Origin of the sequence: Kitasatospora sp. NPDC089797 (assembly GCF_040684795.1) — a bacterium.
GTDB lineage: Bacteria > Actinomycetota > Actinomycetes > Streptomycetales > Streptomycetaceae > Kitasatospora.
The window spans coordinates 154180-179678 of record NZ_JBFBGS010000001.1 but is presented as its reverse complement, the minus strand read 5'-3'; the positions used below and the strand labels follow the sequence as shown (position 1 = coordinate 179678).

Here is a 25499-nt window from a genome sequence, read left to right as displayed (position 1 = left end):
ACAGGGCCACCTTCCGGCCGCCACAGGCCCTCGCCGGGCCCCCATACTGGGGCGCATGGCCGACACGATCAGGATCGTCAACAGTCTGGGCGACTACCTCCGGGCCCGGCGGGCCCTGGTCTCCCCCGCGGACGCGGGCCTGCCGCCGACCGGCCGACGCCGGGTGCCCGGCCTGCGCCGCGAGGAGGTGGCGGAACTGGTCGGGCTCAGCACCGACTACTACGTACGCCTGGAGCAGGGGCGCGCGGACCGCCCCTCGGACGAGGTCCTCGACGCGCTCGCCAGGGCGCTGGGACTCGGCTCGGCCGAGCGCGCCCACCTGTACGACCTGGCCCGGCCGCCGCGCCGGGCCGACGCGCGGACGGCGGGCACCGGCCGGGGCGACGCGCTGCGCCCCGCCCTGCGGCAGTTCGTCGAGACCGTCCCCACCGCCCCGGCCGTGGTGATGAACGACCGGAACGACGTCCTGGCCTGGAACCCGTTGGCGGCCGCGCTGATCGCCGACTTCCCCCGACTCCCGCCCCGCGAACGGAACATGGCCCGCCGCATCCTCCTGGACCCGGACGCGCACCGGATCCACCCGGACTGGGACGAGGCGGCACGCACCACCGTCGGGATCCTGCGGATGGCCGCCGGACGCCGGCCGCACGACCCCGAACTCGTCCGCCTGATCGGCGAACTGTCCCTGGGCAGCGAGACCTTCCGCACGCTCTGGGCCGGCCACCACGTGCACGAGAAGACCCACGGGCCCAAGCGCTTCCGGCACCCCGCCGTCGGGGAGATCGCCCTCGGCTACGAGACCTTCCAGGTCCCCGGCGCCCCCCACCACCTGCTGGTGGTCTACCCGGCCCCGCCCGGGAGCCCGGCCGAGGAGGCGCTGAACTTCCTCGCCAGTTTCGCCTCCTCCCCGGACGCCGTGACCCACGTGGACGGGTAGCGCCCGGTCAGGGCGCCCGTCGGGTGCGGGCACCGTCGACGCCGGACACGTCCACCGCGGCGGCCCGGCCACCCGGCTGCACCCCTCCGGCGCGCACTCCGACTTCCAGCACCCGGAGTCCGCACACCTGCTGCTCAGCCTCGCCTCCCACTCGCGCTGAGCGGGGGTGGGAGGCGAGGCCAGGGCCGGGGCCGGGCCGACCGGGCCGGGTCAGCGCTGGCGGACGGCGGTGAACCCGCAGACCGGCGTGCAGAGCGTGACGATGCCGCTGTAGCGGTAGTTGGTCCGCCCCCGCGAGATGGTGTGGACCGTCAACTTCTCGCGCAGGGTGGGCTGGTGGCACTGCGGGCAGACCGCCACCACCGGCTTGCCCCAGGGGCGCTTGGGGTCGAGCTTGGTGATCGACACGCCCATCAGGACGACCGCGAGGCCCGCGGCGCCGAAGCCGACCACCTGCCAGACGCCCTTGCCGGACTCCCGGCGGTCGATCATCTCGTCGTAGCCGAAGGTGCCCCCGCCACCGTGGTTGGACCAGATCCGGCACTCGTCGCTGCGGGTCATGGTCTTGCCGTCGCAGGTCGGCGCGCTGGTCGGATCGGACTTGCCGACGACCAGGGCGAGGAACAGGCCGACACCGGCCAGGAGCACCAGCACCACCAGGGCCGTCGTCCGGCTGCGACCGGTCTGCAGGCGCGTGCGCTCCTTCACCGCCGTCCCGATCACAGCGTGCGCCATGTTGCTGCCGTCGACCGCCACCACGTGTCTCCTGTTGTTCGCGTTCCGTGCTCAGTTGTTCCCCGGCGGACCGGAGTTGACACGAACCCACCATGATCGGTGCGTTCCCGACCAGGACTTGGCGAGACCTTGACCTCCCCGTGACAGGACCGACGCTCAGCCCCGCCCCACCACCGGTTCCTCGACGGCGGCCGACGCCGCCGACGCCAGGTAGGCGGTCGCCTTCGCCGGGTCGAGCAGCCATTCCTCGACGTCCGCCGGGTCGTCGAAGGAGTTGGCGAACCGGTCGGCCACGGCGGGGAGTCGGCCCGCCGCGCCGAACAGCTCCAGCGCGTGCGGCGGGGCCGGCAGGAGCATCGCGTTCGTCCAGACCGTGACGGGCCGCGCGGTGTCCGCCCAGAAGCCGTCGAAGGCCGCCTGCTGGAACTCCCGGTCGAAGGGCCGGTCGCCGTGCGCGAGGATCGCCGCCAGGTAGTGCGCGGCACACTTGGCCGCACAGTTGGAGCCCTGGCCGGTGATCGGGTCGTTGGTCACGACCACGTCGGCGACGCCCAGCACCGCTCCGCCACCGGGCAGTTCGCCGACCGGGCGGCGGACCACCGGGGCGAACCGGCCGGCCAGGGTGGCGCCGGCGTCGGTGAGCTCGACGCCCGCCCGGGTGCGGTCGTACTCCCAGGGCGTGTACGTCCTCATCAGCTCCAGGGTCACCCGCAGGTGCTCGGACGGGTCCCGCAGCCCGTCGAAGGCGTCCGCCGGACCACCCGGCTGGGCCTCCCAGAGCAGGACGTCGCACGGCCCGTCGGCCGTCAGGGCCGGCACGATGAAGAACTCGCCGACACCGGGCACCAGGTTGCAGCGCACCGCCGGGAAGTCGTGCTCGGGGCGCGGCGCGAGCCCGTGGACGTAGCTCATCGCCAGTGCGCGCTGCGGCCGCTGGTACGGGGACCGCTCCTCGTCCCGCTCGAACACCGAGGCCAGACGGCCCTTGCCGGAGGCGACCAGCACCAGGTCGTACGAGCCGGCCAGGTGGTCGAGGTCGGCGGCGCTCACCTGCCGCACCTCCAGCCGGCCGCCGCGGGCGGCGAAGGCCTCCAGCCAGGTGGACATCTTCAGCCGCTGGTCGACGGACTGCGCATAGGCGTCCAGCCGTCCGACCCAGTCGATCACCCGCTCCGCCCCCGGCCCGCTGACCGAGACCCCGAGCCCCTCGATCCGGGGGGCCTGCTCGGCCCACTGGTCCAGCCCGAGGGTGCGCTCGGTGCGCAGCGCGGAGTCGAACATGCACTGGCTGGACAGCACCCGCCCGTCCCGCACCTCCTGCGCGTCACGGTCGGTCAGCAGCGTGACGTCGTAGCCGTGGGACTGGAGCCCGAGGGCCAGTTGGAGTCCGGCCTGCCCGGCACCGATGATCAGAATCCTGCGCATCGTCCCTGCTCTCCTGGTGGTCCGTCCACTGGTCGGTCCGGCCGGCCGGGGCCACCCGGCCGCCCGTGGCCTGGATACCAGTCCGGAGCCCCGCCGTCCACGGCGCGGACCGGCGCGGAGTGCGCGGCCGACGAGCCGGGAGCGCGCGGCGACGGGGCCCGCGCCCCGGGCGCCCCGAACCGCCAGGTCAAGCGTTCGCAAAGACCCCGCCCTCGACCGGCCGGGGCCCGGCGCTTAGGCTGTCCGGGCTCGAACGGCCCAGCGGCCCGAAGGGCGACCGAGCGGCCGCGGCGAGGAAGCGGGGCCGTGGACACAGGATCGACACAGGGGGGACACCGCACCATGCACCGAGAGCACGATCCGTACGAAGAACACGGGTACCCGGAGCAGGGACACCCGGGCCAGGGGTACGCGGGCCAGGGACACCCGGGCCAGGGGTACGCGGAGCAGGGGTACGACGACCACCTCGTCCACGACGACCACCGGGCGGCCCCGCGCCGCCCGCGCTCGCGCCGGATCTGGCTGGTGGCGGTCGGCGGGGTGTTCACCGCGCTGGTGGTGGTCGGTGGGTACGGCGCCTACAACGTGTTCGACGCCGTGTCCGGCGGCTCCACCGGCAGCGGCGGCGGTGCCGCCCCCACGGCCTCCCGGGCCCCGCAGGCGCCGCCCACCGCCGAGCAGGCCGAGGCCGTCGCCAAGGACTTCCTGGCCGCCTGGGGCCGGGGGGACGTCGATGCCGCGGCCGGTCTCACGGACCGCCCGGAGGCCGCCCGGATGGCGCTCACCGCGTTCCACGACGGCGTACCGGCGCGCACGCTCACCCTGACCGGCACCGGCCCCGCGGCCTCCGGCACCCCGGGCGAACCCGCCCTCGGCTACCGGGTGCGGGCCGAGTTCGACGGCACCACCGAGGCCTGGGAGTACGAGAGCGCGCTCGGCGTCCTGCGGGCGGCGGACGGGCGGGTGCTGGTGCGCTGGGCGCCGACCGTGGTCCACCCCAAGCTCGGCGCCGGGCGGACCATCACCGTGAAGGCGCTGCCCGACCCGGTGGCGAAGCCGACCGACCGCAAGGGCCGGCCGCTGGACTCCTTCCCGTCCCTGCGCACGGTGCTGCCGCAGATCCCCCCGCCGGACGGCGCGAAGGCGGTCACCGGTCAGGCCGTGGTGCTCAGCGGCGGCGGGCAGGACGCGGAGCAGTTGTTCGTCCTCACCCCGCCGAGCGCCCCGCAGGTGAAGCTCACGCTGGACGCCGACCTCCAGCGGGTCGCCGAGGACGCGGTGAAGCAGCAGTCCGCGAACGGCAAGCCGGCCTCACTGGTCGCGGTGCAGCCGAGCACCGGGAACATCCTCGCGATGGCCTACGCCCCGCAGGGCGGGTTCAACCGGGCCGTCGCCGGCGGGCAGGCGCCCGGTTCGACGATGAAGGTGGTCACCGCGGCCGCGCTGCTGGAGGCCGGGGTCACCCCGGACAGCGTGGTGCCGTGCAAGGAGACCACCAACTCGCCCCGGAGCTGGCACAACGATGAGCCGGGCAGCCACCCCGACTACACCTTGAGCGACGACTTCATCCACTCCTGCAACACCGGGTTCATCGACAAGGGCCTGGAGAAGCTCCAGCCGGGCACCCTGGGGACCGTCGCCCGCGAGCAGTTCGGCCTCGGCCTCCAGTGGCGGATCGGCATCCCCAGCCGGGACGCCACCATCCCGACGCCCGGCAGCAAGGACGAGGCGGCGGCGGCGTACATCGGCCAGGGCCAGATCCAGGTCAACTCGCTGCTGATGGCCTCGGTGGCGGCCACCGTGCAGAGCGGAACGTTCCGTCAGCCCGTCCTGCGCGAGGACGTCAAGCGGGTCACGGCGCCCGGCCGGCTGCCCGCCGACGTCGCCCAGTCCCTGCGCTCGATGATGTCCAGGACGGCGACCCAGGGCACCGCCCGCACCCCGATGGCCGGGCTGAGCGGCCAGATCGGCGCCAAGACCGGTACCGCCGAGGCCGGTTCGAGCGAGGCCACCAACAGCTGGTTCATCGCCTACCGCAACGACCTCGCCGTCGCGGCCGAGGTCGAGGGCGGCGGCCACGGCTACAGCGCGGCGGGCGTGGCGGCCGCCCAGGTGCTGAAGGCGGGCGGCGGCAAGGGCTGACCCTCCCCCTCGTCGCCGACGCCCCTTACCGCCGACGCCCCTCACCGCCAACGCCCCTCACCGCCAACGCCCCGCGCCACCGGCGCGGCAGGCGGCCTCGGCCACCCGGGTCATCCGGCGGTGGGGGCGCCGGCGACGCGGCGCTCACCGCCGTTCCGCTCCTGCCAGAACCGGTACACCTCGACCGCGTCCGCGCGCTCCTCGTGCCGCATCGGCAGCCGGCGCTCCTGCCAGGGCTTGGCGAACTCCTCGTAGAAGTTGTCCAGTTCGAAGTACTGGCGGTCGTCCACGTAGTGCGGCTCGTAGGCGTCGCGGGTGGTGAGGAAGACCACCTCGTCCGGCGAGCAGTAGTACAGCGAGCCCAGGCACATCGGGCACGGGTGGGCGAGCACGTACACGGTGGCCCCGGTCAGGTGCTCGGTGCCGAGCCTGGTGCAGGCCTCGCGGATGGCGAGGATCTCGGCGTGGGCGGTGGGGTCGCCGGTCTGGGCGACCCGGTTGGGGCTCTCCGCCAGGATCTCGCCGTCCCTGACGATGACGGTCGCGAACGGGCGGCCGCCCTCGGCGACGTTCCGGCGGGCGAGGTCGATGGTGCGCTGGACGAAGTCCACGGGGTCCTCCGATGACTGACTGGGCGGGTGGGGGGCGGGGGTGGGCCCGGGGCGGGCGGGGCGCCGTCGGCGGCCCGCCCGCCCCGGTGACGACCGGGATCGGGTCGGATCAGAAGGGCTTGGTCGGCAGGTACTTGCCGTCCAGGGTGATGACGGCGCGCTCGCCGCCCTCGGGGTCGGCGACCTTCTTCACGTCCAGCTTGAAGTTGATCGCGGAGATGATGCCGTCACCGAACTCCTCGTGGATCAGGGCCTTGAGGGTGGTGCCGTAGACCTGCAGCATCTCGTAGAAGCGGTACATCGTCGGGTCGGTCGGGATCCGGTTCGGCATCGAGCCGCGGACCGGGATGGTCTGCAGCAGCAGCGCCGCGTCCTCGTCCAGGCCGAGCAGCTCCGCCACGGCCTCGGCGGACTCCTTCGGCAGCGGGTGCTGTCCGAGGACAGCGGCGGTGGTGAAGGCCACCGACAGGCCGGAGACATCGGCGACCTGCTGCCAGGTCAGGTCCTTGCGGATCTTGGCGTCCACGGCAGCGGCGGCCAGGGCCTCGCGGGCGGTGGGGTCGAACTGGGCGTGCACCATGATCGGTACGTCCTTTCTCAGGGGTGCCGCGCCGCCTCCGGGGGCGGGGCGGCGGTCGGGTGGGACGGATACGGGGTTCCCGTCGGGGCGGCGTTCGTCACCCGTCGGGAGGCTTGGACCGGGAACGGCGGCCAGGGGGCCAGGGGGTCCGGGGGCCAGGGGGGTCAGGGGGCCGGGGGTCAGGCCGCGAGCGCGCGGCCGCCGACGGTGAGGCCGTCGACGCGGCCGGCGGCGGTCAGGTCCTCGACGCGGCCGGTGGGGATGTCGTAGACCCAGCCGTGCAGGGTGACCTTCCGCTCCGCCAGCGCCCTGGCGACCGAGGGGTGGGTGGCCAGGTTCGCCAGTTGGGCGAGCACGTTCTGCCGTACCAGGGCGGGGACGTCGCCGTCGGCGGCGGTCCGGGCCCGGGAGGCGTCCGCGTGCCGCAGCCAGGCGGCCACCGCCGGGGCGCCGCTGAGGTCGTGGCCCTGGGCGAGCGCGGTCATCGCCCCGCAGGCCGAGTGGCCGCAGACGACGATCTCCCGCACGCCGAGCGCGGCGACGGCGTACTCGATGCTGGCCGCCACCCCGTCGGTCCCCGGGCCGTGGGCGGGCACCAGGTTCCCGGCGGTACGGATGACGAAGAGGTCTCCCGGCTCGGTGCCGGTGATCAGCTCGGGCACGACGCGGGCGTCGGAGCAGCCGATGAACAGCGTGGGGGGCGCATGGTGCGTGGCGAGGCGGGCGAAGAGTTCCGCCTTCGCCGGGAAGACGTCCCGCTGGAAACGGGCGACGCCCTCGGTGAGGTGCGGCATGGTCACTCCCTTCGGGTGGTGATCGGCCCGGTGGGCCGCTGAGACCAACCCTGCATGACCTGCTCCTATAGTGTCCAAGAGCTGTTGGCCATGGAATCCATTGACCACATCTATAGTCAGTCGTATGGCTGTCCTGGAACTGCGCCACCTGCGCTATCTGCTCGCCGTCGCCGAGCACGGCAACTTCACCCGCGCCGCCGAGGAGCTGCACATCTCCCAGCCCACCCTCTCCCAGCAGGTCAAACAGCTGGAACGGACGGTGGGCGTGCAACTGCTGGACCGCACCGGCCGCACGGTACGGCTCACCGACGCCGGCACCGTCTACGCCGACCGCGCCCGGCGGGCCCTGCGCGAACTGGCCTCCGCCGAACGCGCCGTCCACGACGTGCAGGACCTCTCCCGCGGCCACCTGCGCCTGGGCGTCACGCCCACCTTCACCGCCTACCTGATCGGCCCGCTCACCGCCGAGCTGCACGCCCGCCACCCCGGCGTCACCCTCGCCCTGACCGAGCTGACCCAGGACCGCATCGAGGCGGCGCTGCTGGCCGACGAGCTCGACCTCGGCATCGCCTTCGCCGGCCAGCACCTGCCCGGCGTGACCGCCACGGCACTGTTCACCGAGACCCTCGCCCTCGTCACCGGGCACCCCGGCGCCGATCCCGACCGGCCGTCACCGGTCCCCGTGCACTCCCTGGAGGATCGTCACCTCGCCCTTCTAAGCGGCGACTTCGCGACCAGAAGCCACATCGACGGATACTTCGCCCAGCACCGGACCACCCCCCGCATCGCGGTCGAGGCCAACTCCGTCCAGGCCCTCACCGAGATCGTCCGGCGCACCCCGCTCGCCACCGTCCTGCCCGACGCCATCACCCACGACCACCCCCACCTCACCCCCGTCCCGGTCGACCCCGCCCTCCCCACCCGGACCGTCACCCTCCTCCGGCGCGCCGACGCCTACCGGAGCGCGGCCGCCCTCGCCTTCACCCGGCTCGTCCACGACCTCGTCCGGGAACGCGGCTACGCTCCGGCCCCCTGACGGCGGCCGGAGCGGTCGGAACGGCTGAGGAACAGCCGGGGAGCGGTCGAGGAGCGGCCGAGGACCCAGAGGAGCGGCCGGCGATCAGTGCGCGGAACCGTCCGCGCACCGCGTGACGAACTCGGCGATGGCCTCCTCCATCCGGGTGAGCCCCGGCTCCTCCAGCGGGTAGTGCCCCGCGTTCTCCAGCAGCACGGTCCGCACCGGCACCCTGGTGATCCGGGACAGGAACGGCACGCTCAGGTGGTGCGGGGTCCAGCGGTCCTCGGCGGGCTGGGTGAGCAGCACCGGGCAGGCGTCGAAGTCCTCGGGCTCCACGGCCGGGGCGTAGTTCAGGTAGCGGTCCAGGAAGCGGACGCTGACCCAGTTCGCGGCCGAGCTGCGGTCCTTCATGAACACCTTCATCGCGCCCGGGTCGTTCGCCAGCGCGGACATCTTGGAGGCCAGGCTCATCGGGTACTTCAGCGCACCGGCCGGAGTCCTGGCGGCCAGGCTCATCAGGGGCACGCCGGCCCGGGCCGTGAGCCTGTCGTGGGCGGTCTCCTCGCGGACGGTCCGGTCGCGCTGGTCGAGGAAGGTCATGCCGACGATGCCCGCCAGGGTGCCGCGCGGGGCCTTGGCGGCGACGTGGTAGGTGAGCATGCCGCCCGCGCTCAGCCCGTACAGCACGATCGGGCGGTCGTCGCGGCTCTGCTCGTACGCCAGGAAGTCCACCACCAGGTCGACCCAGTCGTCGTACGAGGGGGTGCTGCCGGGCCGGACCCTGGTGAGGCCGTAGCCGAGGTTGTCCAGGGCGACGGTCTCGAAACCGCGGGCGGCCAGCGGGGCGCCCAGGATCAGCGACATCTGGCGGCCGTTGGTGCCGACCCCGTGGTGCAGCACCACCTTGGCCCCGGCGTCCGGGTTGCGGTAGCGGTCGAGGTGGACCCGGTGTCCGCGCCAGTTCCAGAACTCCTCGGTGGGCGCGGTGGCGTCGGTCAGCCGCAGCCGGGCGGGCAGGAACTGCTGGAGGTCGCGCCAGGCCTGCTGGTCGCGGTAGAGGCCGGGGGTGTCGGTAGCGGTGTCGGTAGCGGTGTCGGTGGCGGTGTTCATGGGCGGTGGCCTTTCTGGTGCGGCCCGCCGATGGGTCAGGCCGGGGAAGCCTCGGGGCGGCCGAGCGCCCCTCGGGTGATCATCCGTACGCCCTCGGCAAGTTCGCGGCGGGCGGTTTCGGCGTCGCGCAGGTCGTCCTCCAGCCCCCGGGTGAAGGTGAGCAGGACGGCGGCGGCCCGGTGCGCGGTGTCCGGGGCGCTCGCGGCCAGCGCCGAGGTCAGGAGCCCGGCCAGGGCGTCCATGTAGTCGGTGACCAGCTCGGGCGCCTGGGCGGTGGCGGCGTTCAGCAGTTCCTGGGCGTGGGCGGGGCTGTCCCGCCACAGCCGGATGGCGACCTCCAGCTTCACCCCGAGCACGGCGAGGACCTTCTCCTCGGGCGTGCCCGCGGCCGCGGCAGCCGCCTGCGCCGCCGCCCGGGCCCGGTCCAGGGTGGACCGGACGACCTTGACCGCCGCCTCGTCCTTGCTCCCGACGTACTTGTAGACGGTCGGGCGCGACATCTGCGCCTCTTCGACGATGTCGGACACGGTGGTGCGGCGGTAGCCGTTGCGGGCGAAGCAGCGGTAGGCGGCTTCGAGCACCAGCTGCGCGGGTGGAACCTTCGGCATGCTACGAATTTAACACTCCATGCCAGATGTGTAAATCCGCGAGGGCCGGGCGAGCCCGCCGACCAGGAAACGGAACCGGCCCGGCCACCCCGGAGAACGGGGTGGCCGGGCCGATGTCAGGTAAGGCGACGGGCCTAGCGCGGGGCAAGCCTGATCATGGCGAAGGGGGCGCCCTGCGGGTCGGCCACCACCGTCATCCGGCCGGCCATCATGTCGAAGGGCGGCGCGAGGACGGTGCCGCCCTTCCGGACCACGGCGTCCACCGCGGAGTCCACGTCGTCGCTGGCGAAGTAGCTCAGCCAGTGCGCCGGGGTGCCGGGCGGGTCGTTGCTGAGCAGCGTGGCGCCGCCGACCGGGCGGCCGCCGATCTTCAGCTCCCAGTACTCGATGTCGCCCTGCACGGCCTCGAAGTCGATGCCGAAGGCCTCGCCGTAGAACCCGGTGGCGGCCTCGACGTCGCTGGTGTGCAGTTCGTTCCAGGTCAGCGCGCCGGGCTCGTTGACCACCTGGGCGCCGGAGAAGTCCAGCGCCTGCCAGACGCCGAACACCGCGCCCTGCGGGTCGGCGGCGATCAGCATCCGCCCGAGCGAGCCGACGTCCACCACCGGGACGAGCAGGGTGCCGCCCGCCGCGACGACGGCGTCCTGGGTGGCCTGGGCGTCGGCGCTGGCCAGGTAGCCGGTCCACACGGTGGGCGGCTCCGGCATGCCCTCGGGGGCCATCGCCGGGCCGATGCCGGCCGCCGCCTTGCCGTTGAGCTGGCAGACCGCGTACCCGCCGAACTCGGCCGGACCGACCTGCCCCTGCCAGCCGAACAGGTCACGGTAGAAGTCCAGCGCGGCCTGCTGGTCGCTCGCCATCAGATCGACCCAGCACGGGGTGCCGGTCACGTACGGGGTGGTGACTTCGGGCATGCTCGCTCTTCCTCTTCCTCGTGAGGTCCCCCGCCAGTCACCCTCGCGTCCCGCCCCGGGATCCGCCACCCGACACACCGCCCCCGGGATCCGCCACCCGGCACACCGCCCCCGCAGCGCCCCCGCAGTGTCCCCCCACGCCCCACCCCGGACCGGCACGGCCGCTGCTCCGCCCGGCGCGGCAGCCGTCACCGGACGGGCCGCGCGCGCGGCCGACCAGCAGGTTTGACCGCGACCGCGCCTTGTTGTGACGCTGGGTCAACACAGCGTGAACCGTTGACTCCCAGGGGGGATCGTGGACGACCTGCTCCGAATCCGGGTGACCGCCGCCGACCGGAGCACCACCGCGTCACCACCGCACGGGCCCTGGGCCGGGGAGGGGCCGCGCGGGCGCGTCCGGTGACCGCCGACGACCTGCCGCTGGGGCTCCCCGGCGCCCGGGCCCTGGTCATCGGGACCGGCAGCCACGCCCCCGGCTCCGTCCTGCCCGACGTCCCGGCCGCCGCTGGCACCGTCCGGGCCGTCGCCCGGACGCTCGTCGAGCGGTGCGGCCTCGCCCCGGAGCACGTCCGCACCGTCCTCGACCCGGCGGACCCGCTCGTGCTCGGCGAGGAGCTGACCCGCGCGGCCGAGACCGCGGACTCCGTCCTGCTGGTGTACTACGTCGGCCACGGCCTGGTCGGCGAGGACCACCAGCTCTACCTGGCGACCCGGGCCACCGACCACCTCACCCGCGGCCTGGCCTACAAGGGCCTGCGCTACACGACCCTGCGCGAGACCCTGGCGACCTCCCCCGCCCGCTCGGTCGTCCTCGTCCTGGACTGCTGCTTCTCCGGCCGGGCCGCGCCCGTCGGCGGTGCGGGCCGCGCGTTCGAGTCCGCCCACCCGGGCGGCGGGTTCGTGCTGGCCTCCGCCGCCCCCGAGGAACTCGCGCTGGCGCCGGAGGGCGCACCGTACACGGCCTTCAGCGGCGAACTGCTGCGCCTGCTCGCGGAGGGCGACCCGGCCGGGCCGCCCCTGCTGACCCTGGACCACCTCCACGCCGCACTCTCCCGGGCCCTGGGCGACCAGGGCTTCCCGCTGCCGCGCCGCCAGTCCGAGGGGCGGGCCGGCGAACTGGTCCTGGCGGCCAACCCCGCCTACCGGCCGCCGCACCCGGAGGTGCCGGAGGGGCCCGAACCAGGAGTCTGCCCGTACCGGGGCCTGGCGCCGTACGGCGCCGCCGACGCCCGGTACTTCTTCGGCCGCGAGGAGCCGACCGCACGGCTGGTCGGCCTGGTCGCCGCCCGGCTCCCGACGGGCGGGCCGCTGGTGGTCGTCGGACCGTCCGGGGCGGGCAAGTCCTCGCTGCTGCGCGCCGGACTGCTGCCCGCGCTGGACCGCGGCCTGCCCGCGGAGCTCCGCCCGTGGCGCTGGCCGCGCCTGGTGCTCACCCCCGGCGAACGCCCGATGGCCCGGCTGGCCCGCGCCCTGGCCGGGCTGGACAGCGGCGGCTCCGGACGGGGCGTCGGCGGCTCCGGGTCGGGCGCCGACGGTTCCGGGCCGGGCGATCCGGAGGCGATCCGGGCCGCGCTCACGCAGACGCCGGCGTCGATCGTCGACCGGCTGCCCGCGGACGGCTCCCGGCTGGTCCTGGTGGTGGACCAGTTCGAGGAGTTGTTCACCGCCTGCACCGACGAGCAGGAGCGGGCGGCCTTCGTCACGGCGCTGTCCGCCGCCGCCGACCGGGGCCCGGCGGACGCCGCCCCGCGCGCGGTGGTCCTGCTGGGTCTCCGGGCCGACTTCTACGGGCACTGCGCGGCCCACCCGGCCCTGGCGCAGGCGCTCCAGCACGCCCAACTGCTGGTCGGGCCGATGCGCGACGGAGAACTGCGCGACGCCGTCGAGAAGCCCGCCGGACTCGCCGGGCTGCGGCTGGAGCCGGGCCTCGTCGACCTGCTGCTGCGCGAGCTGCGCACCGGCGACGGCGGGCCGCTCGGGCCCGGCGCGGCGCTGCCGCTGCTGTCGTACGCGCTGCTGGCCACCTGGCAGCAGCGCACGGGCCGGCTGCTCACCCTGGCGGGCTACCAGGCCTCCGGCGGCATCTGGGGCGCCGTCGCACAGACCGCGCAGGCCACCTACGAGGGGCTGGACGCCGACGGCCGGCGGGCCGCCCGGCACCTGCTGCTGCGCATGGTGCACGTGGTCGACGGCGCCGAGGACACCCGCCGCCGGGTCCCGCTCGGCGAGCTGGACCCGGGGCCGGATCCGGACCCGGCCGTGCGGACGGCGCTCGACGCGCTGGTCCGGGCCCGGCTGGTGGTGATCGACGACGAGCACGCCGAACTCGCCCACGAGGCGGTGCTGCGCGCCTGGCGCCAGCTGCGCGAGTGGATCGAACACGACCGGGCCGGCCTGCTGGTCCGCCAGCGCCTGCACGACGCGGCGGACGCCTGGGAGCGCGACGGCCGCGACGAGGGGGCGCTGTACCGGGGCGTCCGGCTGGCCGCCGCGCTCCAGTGGGTCGAGGAGTCCGCCGGGCGGCACGGCACCACCCCGGCCGCACGGGAGTTCCTGGCCGCCGGCCGGGCCCGGCAGGACGCCGAACGGCGCGCCGAGCGCCGCCGCACCACCCGGCTGCGGGCCCTGGCCGGCACCCTGGCGGTTCTCCTGCTGGTGGCGGTCGCCGGGGTCGGCGCCGCGGCCTGGCAGAACCGGATCGCCAACGAGCAGCGGGACATCCTCGCCTCCAAGGTCGGCGCCCAGGCCGCCGACCGGCTCCGGGCCACCGACCCGACGCTGGCGCTGCAACTCGCCCTGGCCGCCCGGCGGGTCGCGGACACCCCGGAGGCGCGCAGCAGCCTGCTCGACTCCGCGCTGGCGCCGTACTACACGCCGCTCGACGGCCACACCGACCCGGTCCGCGGGCTCGCCCACAGTGCCGAGCGGCACCTGTTGGCGAGCGCGGGCACCGATCACACCGTCCGGCTCTGGGACCTCACCGACCCGCTCCGGGCCAAGCCGCTGTCCGTTCTCCGATTCGGCGGCGACCACGTCGGTCTCGCACTCAGCCGGGACGGGCGACTGCTGGCGGCCCAGGAGTCGGCCGACACGGTACGGCTCTGGAACGTCTCCGACCCCACCCGGCCGGAACCGCTCGCCACCCTGCCCGGGGCCTCCGGCACCCTGGCCCTCGGCCCGGACGGGCACACCCTCGCCACCCTCGACCGGAACGGTTCCGCGCTCTGGGACCTCACCGACCCTCGCCACCCCGTCCGGGCCGCCGCTCTGCCCGCCTCCACGGCCACCCCGCAGTCCGGCGCGTTCAGCGCGGACGGGCACCTCCTCGCCCTGGTGCACTCCGAGAGCGAGGACTCGACGTCGGTCCAGCTGTGGAACGTCGCCGCCCCGCTCAAGCCGGTGCTCGGTGCCACGCTCGCCGACAGCCACGCGCTCGCCGTCGCCTTCAGCCCCCAGGCCCCGCTGCTGGCGCTCGGCACCAACGGCCGTGGCGTGGGGCTGTGGGACACCACCGATCCGGCCAAGCCCACCCAGCTCACCACCCAGGGCTTCGACCGCCCCCTCCCGGTGTCGATCCAGGGGACCCAGACCGTGGCGGCGCTCTGCTTCTCCCCGGACGGCCGGACCCTGGCCCTCGGGGCCTCGACCGACGACGGCGCCCGGAGCAGCCACGTCGAAGCCGTCGGCCTCGACGACCCGCACAACCCGGTCCGGCTCCGGAGCTACCCCACCCCCGGGGCGGTGTACGCCGTCGTGACCGACAACGATGCCTCCTCCGTGCTCAGCGCCGGGACCGAGAACCGGATCCGGAACTGGCACCCGACTCCGGCCGCGATGCTGTCCGGCACCGGCAACAACGGCATCTTCACCCGCGACAGCCGCACTCTCGCCTGGGCGCTGGACCAGCCCGGCGGCAGCAGCGACCCCAACCTCCGCGAGTACCGGCTGTGGCGGACCGCCGGCCCCTACGACGCCCGCCCGGCCGGAACGTTCCCGGTCCTGAACGGCGGGATCGTCCGCCTCGTCGACGAGCACACGCTCCTGGCGTTCAGCGACGTCGGTCTCCCACAGCTCTGGGACGTCACCGACCCGGACCACCCCCGGCGGGGAGGCACCCTCGGCGAACTCCCGGAGCACATCGTGGGAGCCGGCACCTTCACCCCCGACCTGGACACCGGCCCCGGTCTCGTCGTGGCCAACGGCCGGGACGGCCTGATCCACGTCTGGGACGTGAGCGACGCGCGCGCCCCGAAGGAGGTCTCCACCATCCGGTCCCCGCAACCGGGCGGCGAGCTCCACCTGCTGGACCGCACCCTGGTCTCCCTCGACGGCTCCCCGCACATGGGCGTCTGGAACCTCGGTGACCCCGGGCATCCGGTCGCCGCCGCACCGGTCGACCTCGGCCGCAAGCCGGGGCTGGAGGCCCACACGCCCGGCCTGCTCGCTCTCGCCACGGCCACGGTCGAAGGCTCCAACCCGAAGACCATCCAGCTGTGGGACCTCCGCGACCCGACCCACCCCGACCACAGCCAGGTCTACGAGGGCGTCGTCGACGACTTCGCGCTCAGCCCCGACCGGCGCACCCTCGCGGTGTCGACCGGCAGGACCATCGACCTCTGGGACATCGCCGACATCCACCACCCGGTGCAGGCGGGCTCCCTGACCGCCGAACGCCAGTTCAGCCTCGGCTTCAGCCCCGACAGCCGGCTGCTCATCAGCAAACCCAGGACCCCGCAGAGCGCCGACCCCGACCGCGGCCAGGTCCGCCTCTGGCGGGTGGCCGATCCCCACGCGCCCAGTGCCGTCGGCACCGTGACCGCCCCGCACACCGTCTACGCCATCGGCATCAGCCCCGACGGAAACAGCCTGGTGGTCGGCCAGACCGCGGAGGAGGGCGACCCCAGCCGGCTCGCCCTCCTCGACCCCGACATCGACCGGCTCACCGCGCACCTCTGCGACGCGGTGGGCGCCGCGCTCACCGACGACCAGTGGCACCAGTACTTCCCCGGCACCCCGCGCCGGTCCCCCTGCGGCTGACCAGCCGCAGCGGGGCGCGCGGATCAGGCCGCGGCGGGCGCGCGCAGGGCGTGCAGGCCGGTGCGGGTGCCGCAGTAGACGGCCGAACCGGTGGCCGCCAGGAACACCCTGGTGTACTCGGTGTCCGACGCGATCCGGTCCGGCTCGTCGCGCCAGCGCGGCTGGCCGGTCGCGAGCTCGAAGGCGAGCAGGCGGTCGTCGTTGGTGCCCACGTAGACGGCGCCGTCGGCCGCGGTCATCGAGCTCACCCCGCTCCCCAGGCCCACCGGCACATCCGCCGTCCAGCGCGTGTCGCCGGTGTCCGCGTCCAGGCCCATCAGCCGGTCACCGGAGAGCAGGCACACCGTCCGGTCGGCCGCCGCCAACGGCCCGGCCACCGGCAGCCGGCTGCGCTGCCACCGCACCCCGCCGGTCGCCGCGTCCAGCCCGAAGGCCGTGTACGAGTCCGGCTGGCCGCCGCTGTACCCGACGTACACGAGCCCCCGGTGGACCGCCGGCGGGTCCTCGACGGCGCCCAGGGCGTCCTGCGTCCAGAGCCGCGCACCGGTGCGCGCGTCCAGCGCGACCAGCCCCCCGTCCTTGCCGGCGACGTAGACGGCGTCCCCGGCCAGCCTCAGGACCCCGGTGACGCCCGGGTCCCCGCTCCAGCGCAGGGCGCCGGTGGCCGGGTCGTAGCAGTGCAGCGCCGCCCCGTGGACCACGAACACCCCGCCCGCGCCGATGGCCGGCCCCGACGTCTCCGGGGTCTCCGGCCACTCCGGCAGCGGCACCTCCCAGCGCGGCTCCCCCGTGGCCGCGTCGAGGGTCTGCACCCCGGCCGTGGAGACGACGCACACCACGCCCTCCCCCGCCGCGGCGTGCCACCCGCCCGAGTTGGCCAACTGCCAGCCGTCCAGGTCGTTCACCGGCGGCGCCGCCTTGACCACCCGGCTCCACCGCACCGCCCCGGTGGCCGGGTCGAGCGACCGCACGCTGCCGTCGTAGCCCGAGGCGAACAGCCCCTGCTGCGCCCCGCTCGGCAGCACCACCCGGCCGCCCATCGCGGCAGAGTTCCACAACCGCGGACCGCGCGCCGCGTCCCGCCGCGCCCACCACGCGGCCCCACCCCCGACGGCGAGCGCCCCGAGCCCCCCGGCGGCGCTCAGCAGCAGCCTCCGGCGGTTGAACTGGGGCGCGGCCACGGGCGGGATCGCGGGCGGGGTCGGGTCGAGCTGCGCGGTTTTGGTGTTCACACGGACCATGACTTCGCGCACGCACCCATGGTTCCCACCCGGAGCCGACAGCTCCGCAAGGCGACGGGTCAGATGGTCTCGACGGCCGCCCGGGGTACGGGGTAGGGCCGTGCCAGCACCCGTGATCTGCGAGGATGTCCGGATGCCCGAAGACTCCTCGTCAGAGCGGTGGACGCCCGTGCCGTCCACCGCCGCCGACTGGCTCCGGAAGCTGTGTGACGACGACGGCGTCACCGGCTTCCTGGCGCCGCCGCTGCCCGACGCCGCCTGGGTGCTCAACGCGATGTACGAGCACGAGCGGGGACCGGTCGACGTGTCGTACCACGAGCACCGCCAGGCACTCCTGGCGGCGGGGCGGATCGCACCGCGCTCCGTCGCGGGCATCGACCTGGAGGTGGGCATCGCCACCGGCGGGGGCCTCGGCCGCGCCGAGCACCCCGGCCACGGCTGGCGACGCCTGCGCTGGGCCCAACTCGCCCGCCGCACCGGCGATCCCGTCGTCCCCGAGGGCCTGCTACCCAGCCGCCGCTGCTTCCCGTCCGCCCGCAAGGACGGCAGTTGGCCACTCCACCTCGCTCCACCCACCGAGGGCAGCCTCGACCGGGAGACCTGGAACCGGCTGGTCCGCATCCTGACCGCGTACAGCCCCGCGGGGCCGGACACCCGCTGCTTCGCCTACGACAACCCGCTGATGCGCGGCTACGCGGACTTCGACGAACTGCACGTCCGCACCGGTCTCCTGCGCGACGCCGAGGCCATCTATGACCGCGCCGACCCCGACTTCAGTCCCTCCAACCTCTGGCCCGAGGACCGCTCCTGGGTCCTGTGCACCGACTACGACCTGTGGGGCACCAAGGTCGCCGGTCCACCGGCCCTCGTCGAGGCGCTGCTGACGGACCCGGAGCTGGAAGCCCTCCGGCTGCCCTGGGCACCCTGACACCTGGCCCCATGTCCCCCGGTCCCTTGGTCCGGGCCCCCGCCCGCCCCGGCCCGACCTCGGAGCGGAACCGACGGCGCGTGGTCACGGCCCCGGTTTCGACCTGAGGAGGTGCCCGTAGGGTTCTGCCGTCAGGCCTTCGCTTCCCTCATCGTCTGTGGCTGGAAAAACCGTGACCATCGCCGCTCGTCTCGTCACCACCATCACCGCTCCGCTGGATCCGGCGTCCGCGGACGCCCCGGAGCTGCTCTGCCGGCCGGGCCGCACGCTGCTGGTGCAGCGTGGTGACGCCGAGGTGGTGGCGTTCGATGTCGATGGGCCCGACGCCCGTCGGGGTTCCGAGGTCCGCTTCCCGGCGCCCTGGCCCCGGCGGTTCGGGACGGTGGCGGTGTCACCTGCACGCGACGCGGCGGTGTTCGCCGGCGTCCACGCCGTGCGGTCGGTGGGGGCGAGCGGTGCGACGCGGTGGGAGGTGCGGCACGGCTGCTGGGGCGGCTGTCCCGTGCAGCACGCGTCGTCCGACGAGTACGCGGACGACGGAGGCCACGTCTACCCGGACAGCGGCTCGGTCGCCGTCAGCGCGGACGGCGGGCTCGTCTGGGCACACGTCCGCGGGCCGCTGGCCGGTGACGGGAACGCCGAGGAGGACGACGAGGAACTGTGGGTGGTGCTGGACGCCGAGTCCGGAAGGGTCATGGGCCGGGTGTCCACCGGGACCGTGGCCTCCCAGTCCCTGCACACCCCGCATCCGGACCCTTCGCAGATGGGGCTGAGCCTCGGCGAGGGCGAGGAGGGATCGCCCGTGCTGTGGGGGCGCTGGGACGGGCGGCAGCTGACCGCCGAGCAGGTCGGCGTCGAGCGGATCCTCCTCGCGGTGAGCCCGTCCGGTCGGCGGCTCCTGACCGTTCCCGTCGGGCAGTGGTCGCTGCTACTCCACGACCTGGGGCACGGCTCGACGGTCGTGGGAAGACTGGACGCCGCGGACTCCGTGCCCGCGCACCCGCGGAACTCGGGCACGGACCGGGTCTTCTGGGACGTCGAAGCCGCGTTCGTCGACGAGGACACCGTGGTGGCCGGCACCTCCGAGTGCGATGCCCCGTACGGACCGGTCCGTCACTGGCTCGTCGACGTCGACGGCATGCGCCTGCTCGGCGAACTCTCCTACCCCTTCCCGGTCGTGGGGCCCGCACGGACAGCTGGGAGCGGCCGGTGGTACACGCTCTCGAAGGACGGGGCTCCCGTGCACCTGTGGGAGCTGGATCGACTGGAATGACGTCCGGCGGGTCGCTGCCCCGCCTCTCAACTTCGCTACTCTGCAGGCATGATGGAGAACCCCGGGTTCGACGCGGTGCTCGCGAGGTTGCTGGATCACCGCGAGCTCGACGCACAGGCACTGGCCGACCGGTCCGGGTCGACCGCAGCCGAGGTCCGAGCGGTGCTCGCGGGGAAGGACCCCGACGAGGACACGCTCCGACTGCTGGCTCCCGCGCTGGGCTTCCACGCTGTCGACCTGTTCGTTCTCGCCGGGCGGGCGGTCCCGGAGGATCTGGCGCCCCTGGATGCCCAGGCCGCGCTGTCGACAGCGAACATCGTGACGGATGCGGCGTGCCTCCCCGGAACGGAACGCCGTGACCTTCTCGCGCTCATCCGCTCGCTGCCGCAAAAGGAACGACGGGTCGACTTCGTGCCCCGGACGCCCGTTCTGCTCACGGGCGGCGCCGGCTCCTGGGTCATCCGCATGCTCCAGTACCGCAACCTGACCCGGATGGGCATCGCGAAGGCGCTCGCGTTCGTGACGACCACCTACCTCTCGGCGGCCACCTTCGGCGTGATCGGCGCCGATCGCGTGGAGCTGACCCCGAGTCTGGTGACGGACTTCGCGGCCGTGCTGGGGATCGACGCCCGCGACCTGGCCGCGGCGACCGGCGTCCTCCTGCCCCAGGCGCCGCCCCCGCCGTCCGCGGCGGCCGCCGATGTCGCAGAGCTGCTCTGGGAGGCCCGACGGCTGTCCGCCGCTCAGGCGCAGCACGTCTCCGAGCTCGCCCGCGCGCTGCGCAGGGACCACACGGCGGGTGACGCGCCAGCCTGACCGGGCCCCTGATCCCCGCCGACGCCCTTCCGGCTCCGCCGAGCAGTGGCCGCCCCAGCCCCCCGCAGTGCGCATGGCGGGAATCGTCACCTCCGTGTCCTTGCCGCCATCGGCCCGCCCGACCAGGCTGGAGGGGTGAGCAGCCCCCGCATCGTCTTCGCCGTCTTCCCGGACTTCCAGGTCCTCGACCTGACCGGGCCCCACGAGGTGTTCACCCAGGCCGGCCGTCTGACCGGTGGCGCGGCCGTCGACATCGTGGCCGCCGCCCCCGGGCCGGTGTCCGCCAGCGGCGGTATCGCCGTCACGCCGACCCTGACGATCGACCGGGCGGGCGCGGGCGGCGGGGCCGACGACCCGGTGGACACCCTGGTCGCCGTCGGCGGCCGGGGCGTCCACGCGGCCTGCGAGGACCGCCGCTTCGTCGACTGGTTCGCGCGTACCGCCCGGAACGCCCGCCGCACCGCCTCGGTGTGCACCGGCGCCTTCCTGCTCGGCGCCGCCGGACTCCTCGACGGGCGCCGCTCCGTCACCCACTGGGCGCGCTGCGCCGAACTGGCCGACCGCTACCCGGGGACCACCGTCGAACCCGACCGGATCTTCGTCCGCGACGGCGACCTGTGGACCTCGGCCGGGATCACCGCCGGACTGGACCTCGCGCTCGCCATGACCGAGGCCGACCACGGCCCCGAGGTCTCCCGCACGATCGCCCGCCAGCTCGTGATGTTCGTCCAACGCCCGGGCGGGCAGGCGCAGTTCAGCGCCCAGCTGGCCGCCCGACGGCCGGCGCGGGCCCCCTTGTGCGACGTCCTCGGGTGGGTCGCCGACCACCCCGACGACGACCTCGGCGTCCCGGCGCTGGCCGCCCGCGCCGCGATGAGCGAACGGAACTTCACCCGGGTGTTCCGCGCGGAGACCGGCCGCACTCCCGCCGCGTACGTCGAGAGCGTGCGGATCGAGGCCGCCAAGCGGCTGCTGGAGACGACCGCGGCGACCCTCGAGGCGGTGGCCCACTCCTGCGGGTTCGGCACCGTCGAGACCCTGCACCGCAGTTTCCGGCGCACCCTGCACGTCACCCCGGGCGAGTACCGCAGGCGCTTCTCCGGCCCGTCCCTTCAGACCCTCCCTTCGGACCCTCCCTGACGAACACCGCTGACGAACGTCGCTGACGAACGTCCCCGACCACCCTCGCCCGACACCCGTCCGTCCCCGACCGAAAGGCCGACCCATGCGCATCGCCATCCCCCTGTTCGACGGTTTCACCGCCCTGGACGCCGTCGGCCCGTACGAGGTCCTCCGGATGCTGCCCGACTCCGAGGTCGTCTTCGTCGCCGCCGCCCCCGGCGTCCTCCAGGACGGCGAGGGCGCGCTCGGCCTGCGCGCCACCGCCTCGTTCCAGGAGGTCGCCCGCGCGGACCTGCTGCTGGTCCCCGGCGGCCCGGGCACCCGGAGCGGCGTCACCGACCAGCCGCTGCTGGACTGGATCCGCCGCATCCACCCGACCACCACCTGGACCACCTCGGTCTGCACCGGCTCCCTGCTGCTCGGCGCGGCCGGGCTGCTGAAGGGCCTGGAGGCCACCACCCACTGGCGCGCGGTCGACGACCTGGAGTCGTTCGGCGCCACCTACACCGCGCGCCGCGTCGTGGAGCAGCCCGGCGGCATCGTGACCGCCGCCGGGGTGTCCGCCGGCATCGACATGGCGCTGCGGCTGGCCGAGCTGATCGCCGGCCGGACCGCCGCCGAGGCCTTCCAGCTCGCCATCGAGTACGACCCCCAGCCGCCCTTCGACGCGGGCTCGTACGCCAAGGCGCCGGCGGAGGCGAAGGCGTACCTGGCGAACCGCCGGTAGCCCCGGGCACGCACGCACGGGCAAGCGGGCGCCCGGCCCGCCGTCGTCGGAGGCCGACGCCGGCGGGCCGGGCGCCCCTCGGGGTTCAGCGGTACCAGGTCCGGATGCCGGCCGCGGTGTCCCGGACGTCCGCCTGCCCGGAGCGGATCCGGGCGGCCAGCTCGACGGCCTGCTTGGGTTCGGCGGTGACGATGACGCCGGAGGCGCTCAGGTAGGCGGCGGCGACCACGGCCGCGTAGTGCTCGTTGGCGGACTCCAGTGCCGGGACCCGGATCAGCTGGTGCATCAGGGCGGCCGCGCGCTGGTGCACGGCGCCGTAGACGGGGACCTCCATCACCTCGTCGGCGTGCCGGGCCACCGCGGCGGTCAGGGTGCCGTAGTCGGTGACGTCGGGATCGCCGGGCAGGAACTGGTGGGCGATGTCGAGCAGCCAGGCCCGGTCGATCCGCAGGATCACGCGGCGTCCGCCGTGGCGTCCTCGCGGCTGCCCTGCGGGTAGGGCCCGAACTCGTCCTCGAAGGCCGGGCCCCAGGCGTCCGCGAAGTGGGCGGCCGCGGTCAGGAAGCGCTCGCGCCGCTCGTCCGCCTCCTCCGCCAGCACCTTGCGCGCGTAGTCCGGCAGGCTCATCCCGGCGGCCTCCGCGCGCTGCTCCAGCGCCTCGTGCACGGCGTCGTCCAGTCGTACGTTGAGCTGCTTCATGCCGGCGAGCGTAGCCAGCCGTAGCGCGCGATACAAGGCCGCCTCGGAGCACCGGGGCCCGCCCCGGCCGGGTCATCCGTCGCACCGTGCGGGTACGGCGTCCGGCCCCCAGAGGCAGCGCCACCGGCCCGCCCGCCCCGGTCAGCCGTGCTCCACCCGGACCTCCAGGGCCGGCCAGGAGGCCGCCCAGCGGGCCAGCCGGTCCGGGTCCAACGGGCTCCGCGGCAGCAGCGGGCCGTCCGGCCGGAAGGTCACGCAGGTGCCGGTGGTGCCGTCGGGGGCGATCGGGTCGAGGCCGGTGACCGGCAGCCCGTGCTCGTAGCGCTGCATCCAGGCGCCGTCGGCCCGGCGGTTGGTGTGCAGCAGCCGGGTGCTGAGCGCGGCGACCACGGACATGCCCCGGCGCGGGTGCCCGTCCGGGAGCGTCTCCGCCCCGGGGTGGTCGAAGAAGCGCAGGTCCTTGGTCGCCATGACGGGCTTCCTGACCACCTCGCCGTGCTCGTCGACCCGGGTGTCGGTGCCCCGCCCGTCGTCCCGCACCGAGACCGAGCCGTCGGCGTGCAGGGTGACGGTGCACCGGCCCGCGCCGCGCGCCGCCGCCTCGTCGGCCGGGTAGGCGAGCACCTCCAGCACCAGGTGGGCCACCCCGCCCGGCGCGAACTGCGCCGGGTCGGCGCGGATCCCGGCGAGGTGCCCGGCGTCCACGGCGGCGGCCCAGTCGTGGGTGGTGCTGGTCCAGTCGGCCCTGCTCGATCCGTCCATCCGAGGAGTATGCCCGAGGGTCGGGACCGAGCGGGCACGCCCGCCAACCCACGCCGCCCGTACCGGACTTGCCACCCACCCCCCGGCCAGGGCGACCGGGCCGACGGCCGTCAGCCCGTGACCAGCCGCCGGCCGCTGATCTCGGCGCACCGGATCCGCACCCAGCGCGGCCGGTCCCCGCCCGCCCACGGGGCCGCGCCGGGGAGGCCGTCGAGGCGGCTGCGCTCCTCCGGGTCGTCCACGTACTGCGCCGTGCCGAGGGCGAGCACGCTCCAGCCCCGCCCCAGGTACTCGTCGATGTGGTCGACCTGGAAGGACACCTCGACCCCCGGCTCGGGAGCGGTGGAGGTGCGGTCGCCGGTGCGGTAGGCGAAGGAGGCGTGGTCGACCACGTAGTTGACGGGGTAGACCGCCGGGCCGGGGCGCACGGGCAGCCCGATCCGGCCGATCCCGTGGGTGCCGACCAGCTCCCAGCACTCGGCGTCGGTGAGGTCGAGGAGCCGGGGCCGGGGGCCGGGAGCGCCCCGGCCGGGCGGGGCGTCGGCGCGGCCCTCCAGGAGCTCCTCCCGGCTCAGGCCGAGGGCGGCGGCGATCCGCACGAAGCCGCCGGGGTCGAAGGCCGGTCCGGCGTCGAGCAGGTGGCCCAGGTAGCGCGGTGCCATCGCCGCCCGGTGGGCCAGGTCCGCCTCGGTGAGGCCGAGTTGCTCGCGCCGCTCGGCGACCCGGCGGGCGACGGCGGTGGGGTCGGAATCGGTCGTGTCGTTCACGGTGGTGGCTCCTCGGCTCGCCAAGAGGGTTTCCCCAGCGCCTGTTTGGGCGGTGACCAGGCCCGATCCATCCAAGCGTCCGGCCCACCCCAAGTCGAGGAACGGCAGCGCCCCGTGCGTGTCGGCGCACCCGCCGCCCCGGCCCCGCGGGACGCCTCCCGGCCGGGGCGTGCCGACGCTGCGTCAAGATCCCCCCGCACACGCCTTACCGTCCGCCCCCGCCGGGCGCATACTGTGCTGCGCGCGGCGAGCGCCCGGCGACAGGGCCACTCCGGACCCGGCCCGGCCGCGCCGCGACGGGGAGAAGGTAGAACAGGCGTGGCAGTACTCGTGATCGTCGTCGCGGTCGTCCTGCTCTGGCTGGCGACCGGCGTGCGGGTGGTGCAGCAGTACGAGCGCGGTGTGGTGTTCCGGCTCGGCCGGGTGCGCGGGCAGGTCCGGGAGCCGGGCCTGACGCTGCTGGTGCCGGTGGCCGACCGGATGCGCAAGGTCAACGTCCAGGTGGTCACCATGCCGGTGCCCGCCCAGGAGGGCATCACCAAGGACAACGTCTCGGTGAGCGTCGACGCGGTGCTGTACTTCCGCGTGGTCGAACCGATCAAGGCCACCGTGGACGTGCAGAACTACAGCTTCGCCATGCTCCAGGTCGCCCAGACCTCGCTGCGCTCGATCATCGGCAAGAGCGAGCTGGACGACCTGCTGTCCGGCCGGGAGAACCTGCACCAGGGCCTGGAGGTCATGCTGGAGAGCCCGGCGGCCGGCTGGGGCGTGCACATCGACCGGGTGGAGATCAAGGACGTCAGCCTGCCCGACTCGATGAAGCGCTCGATGGCCCGCCAGGCCGAGGCCGACCGCGAGCGCCGGGCCCGGATCATCACCGCGGACGGCGAGTTCCAGGCCGCCGCCAAGCTCGCCGAGGCGGCGGGCAAGATGGCCGAGACGCCGGCGGCCCTGCAGCTGCGCATGCTGCAGACGGTGGTCGAGGTCGCGGCGGAGAAGAACTCGACGCTGGTGCTGCCCTTCCCGGTGGAGATGCTGCGCTTCTTCGAGGCCTCCGCGGCCCGGCTCACCGAGGGCCCGGCCGCCCCGGCAGCGCCTGCGGCCCCGGCCCCCGCTGCCGCCGCCCCGGCGGTGCCTTCGCAGGCCCCCGCCGCGCCCGCCGACGGCGGCTGAGCCGGTCTGGCAGGTACTCGGCAGACCCGGGAAAAGTTCCCGGGTCTGCCATAGCTTCGCTCTATGAGGTCATAGATCAA

At 74.7% G+C, this 25499-nt stretch carries 23 protein-coding genes; 10 read left to right on the top strand and 13 right to left on the bottom strand.

All coding sequences use genetic code 11. The features are described 5' to 3' along the window. Positions 1-55 precede the first annotated feature (55 nt). Entirely contained in the window at positions 56-937 is an 882-nt protein-coding gene (locus tag AB0O91_RS00825; RefSeq protein WP_363426831.1) for a helix-turn-helix transcriptional regulator, read from the top strand. Positions 938-1147: 210 nt separating this feature from the next. On the opposite strand, the gene AB0O91_RS00820 is transcribed toward AB0O91_RS00825, so the two are convergent. Continuing rightward, on the bottom strand, positions 1148-1696 hold the full coding sequence (locus AB0O91_RS00820; RefSeq protein WP_363426829.1) for a hypothetical protein: 549 nt from the start codon (positions 1694-1696) through the stop codon (positions 1148-1150). A 132-nt stretch (positions 1697-1828) separates the two neighbouring features. Further along, positions 1829-3097: a styrene monooxygenase/indole monooxygenase family protein gene (locus AB0O91_RS00815; RefSeq protein ID WP_363426828.1), complete on the bottom strand. Its 1269-nt coding sequence runs from the start codon at positions 3095-3097 to the stop codon at positions 1829-1831. Positions 3098-3439: 342 nt separating this feature from the next. On the opposite strand from AB0O91_RS00815, the gene AB0O91_RS00810 reads away from it, so the two are divergent. Continuing rightward, a complete protein-coding gene (locus AB0O91_RS00810) occupies positions 3440-5239 on the top strand; it encodes a penicillin-binding transpeptidase domain-containing protein (protein ID WP_363426826.1) in 1800 nt (599 codons plus the stop codon). Between the two features lie 110 nt (positions 5240-5349). Here AB0O91_RS00810 and AB0O91_RS00805 read toward each other — a convergent pair whose 3' ends face one another. The 3 genes from AB0O91_RS00805 to AB0O91_RS00795 form a co-directional block, all read right to left on the bottom strand. Then, positions 5350-5850 carry a nucleoside deaminase gene (locus AB0O91_RS00805; RefSeq protein ID WP_363426824.1) on the bottom strand — a complete coding sequence of 167 codons (501 nt, stop codon included), beginning with the start codon at positions 5848-5850 and terminating at the stop codon, positions 5350-5352. Positions 5851-5959: 109 nt separating this feature from the next. Continuing rightward, positions 5960-6430, bottom strand: a complete 471-nt coding sequence (gene cynS, locus AB0O91_RS00800) for a cyanase (protein WP_363426822.1) — start codon at positions 6428-6430, stop codon at positions 5960-5962. Positions 6431-6609: 179 nt separating this feature from the next. Next, the gene (locus tag AB0O91_RS00795) at positions 6610-7224 is read right to left on the bottom strand and encodes a carbonic anhydrase (protein ID WP_363426821.1); all 615 of its coding nucleotides are present in this window, start codon (positions 7222-7224) and stop codon (positions 6610-6612) included. A 124-nt stretch (positions 7225-7348) separates the two neighbouring features. On the opposite strand from AB0O91_RS00795, the gene cynR reads away from it, so the two are divergent. Then, on the top strand, positions 7349-8260 hold the full coding sequence (cynR, locus tag AB0O91_RS00790) for a transcriptional regulator CynR (RefSeq protein WP_363426820.1): 912 nt from the start codon (positions 7349-7351) through the stop codon (positions 8258-8260). 84 nt (positions 8261-8344) lie between these two features. Here cynR and AB0O91_RS00785 read toward each other — a convergent pair whose 3' ends face one another. From AB0O91_RS00785 to AB0O91_RS00775, 3 genes are all read right to left on the bottom strand, one after another. Beyond that, positions 8345-9352 carry an alpha/beta hydrolase gene (locus AB0O91_RS00785; protein WP_363426819.1) on the bottom strand — a complete coding sequence of 336 codons (1008 nt, stop codon included), beginning with the start codon at positions 9350-9352 and terminating at the stop codon, positions 8345-8347. 35 nt (positions 9353-9387) lie between these two features. Then, positions 9388-9960: a helix-turn-helix domain-containing protein gene (locus AB0O91_RS00780; protein WP_363426817.1), complete on the bottom strand. Its 573-nt coding sequence runs from the start codon at positions 9958-9960 to the stop codon at positions 9388-9390. Between the two features lie 134 nt (positions 9961-10094). Then, positions 10095-10874, bottom strand: coding sequence for a VOC family protein (locus AB0O91_RS00775; protein WP_363426816.1), 780 nt, complete (start codon positions 10872-10874; stop codon positions 10095-10097). 399 nt (positions 10875-11273) lie between these two features. On the opposite strand from AB0O91_RS00775, the gene AB0O91_RS00770 reads away from it, so the two are divergent. Further along, positions 11274-15911 (top strand): AAA family ATPase, encoded by a 4638-nt coding sequence (locus AB0O91_RS00770; RefSeq protein WP_363426814.1) that lies wholly within the window; start codon positions 11274-11276, stop codon positions 15909-15911. 23 nt (positions 15912-15934) lie between these two features. Here the strand turns inward: AB0O91_RS00770 and AB0O91_RS00765 are convergent, their stop codons facing one another. Beyond that, the gene (locus tag AB0O91_RS00765) at positions 15935-17143 is read right to left on the bottom strand and encodes a PQQ-binding-like beta-propeller repeat protein (RefSeq protein WP_363426812.1); all 1209 of its coding nucleotides are present in this window, start codon (positions 17141-17143) and stop codon (positions 15935-15937) included. A gap of 142 nt (positions 17144-17285) precedes the next feature. On the opposite strand from AB0O91_RS00765, the gene AB0O91_RS00760 reads away from it, so the two are divergent. The 5 genes from AB0O91_RS00760 (at position 17286) to AB0O91_RS00740 (ending at position 22018) form a co-directional block, all read left to right on the top strand. Then, positions 17286-18080: a hypothetical protein gene (locus tag AB0O91_RS00760; protein ID WP_363426811.1), complete on the top strand. Its 795-nt coding sequence runs from the start codon at positions 17286-17288 to the stop codon at positions 18078-18080. Between the two features lie 172 nt (positions 18081-18252). Beyond that, positions 18253-19353, top strand: coding sequence for a hypothetical protein (locus tag AB0O91_RS00755; RefSeq protein ID WP_363426809.1), 1101 nt, complete (start codon positions 18253-18255; stop codon positions 19351-19353). 48 nt (positions 19354-19401) lie between these two features. Next, a complete protein-coding gene (locus tag AB0O91_RS00750; protein ID WP_363426808.1) occupies positions 19402-20169 on the top strand; it encodes a hypothetical protein in 768 nt (255 codons plus the stop codon). A gap of 135 nt (positions 20170-20304) precedes the next feature. Beyond that, positions 20305-21309: a GlxA family transcriptional regulator gene (locus tag AB0O91_RS00745; RefSeq protein WP_363426806.1), complete on the top strand. Its 1005-nt coding sequence runs from the start codon at positions 20305-20307 to the stop codon at positions 21307-21309. Positions 21310-21394: 85 nt separating this feature from the next. Next, the gene (locus tag AB0O91_RS00740; RefSeq protein WP_363426804.1) at positions 21395-22018 is read left to right on the top strand and encodes a DJ-1/PfpI family protein; all 624 of its coding nucleotides are present in this window, start codon (positions 21395-21397) and stop codon (positions 22016-22018) included. An 85-nt stretch (positions 22019-22103) separates the two neighbouring features. Here the strand turns inward: AB0O91_RS00740 and AB0O91_RS00735 are convergent, their stop codons facing one another. The 4 genes from AB0O91_RS00735 to AB0O91_RS00720 form a co-directional block, all read right to left on the bottom strand. After that, positions 22104-22475: a fic family toxin-antitoxin system, toxin component gene (locus tag AB0O91_RS00735; RefSeq protein WP_363426803.1), complete on the bottom strand. Its 372-nt coding sequence runs from the start codon at positions 22473-22475 to the stop codon at positions 22104-22106. Continuing rightward, a complete protein-coding gene (locus AB0O91_RS00730) occupies positions 22472-22717 on the bottom strand; it encodes a hypothetical protein (RefSeq protein ID WP_363426801.1) in 246 nt (81 codons plus the stop codon). Before AB0O91_RS00730 ends, AB0O91_RS00735 begins: the two co-directional genes overlap by 4 nt. Positions 22718-22858: 141 nt before the next feature. After that, positions 22859-23479, bottom strand: a complete 621-nt coding sequence (locus tag AB0O91_RS00725; protein ID WP_363426799.1) for an ATP-binding protein — start codon at positions 23477-23479, stop codon at positions 22859-22861. Positions 23480-23589: 110 nt separating this feature from the next. Beyond that, complete coding sequence (locus tag AB0O91_RS00720) at positions 23590-24246, bottom strand: pyridoxamine 5'-phosphate oxidase family protein (protein ID WP_363426798.1); 657 nt, start codon at positions 24244-24246, stop codon at positions 23590-23592. A gap of 318 nt (positions 24247-24564) precedes the next feature. Here AB0O91_RS00720 and AB0O91_RS00715 point away from each other — a divergent pair, with 318 nt between their 5' ends. Beyond that, complete coding sequence (locus tag AB0O91_RS00715) at positions 24565-25419, top strand: slipin family protein (RefSeq protein WP_363426797.1); 855 nt, start codon at positions 24565-24567, stop codon at positions 25417-25419. Positions 25420-25499: the final 80 nt, after the last annotated feature.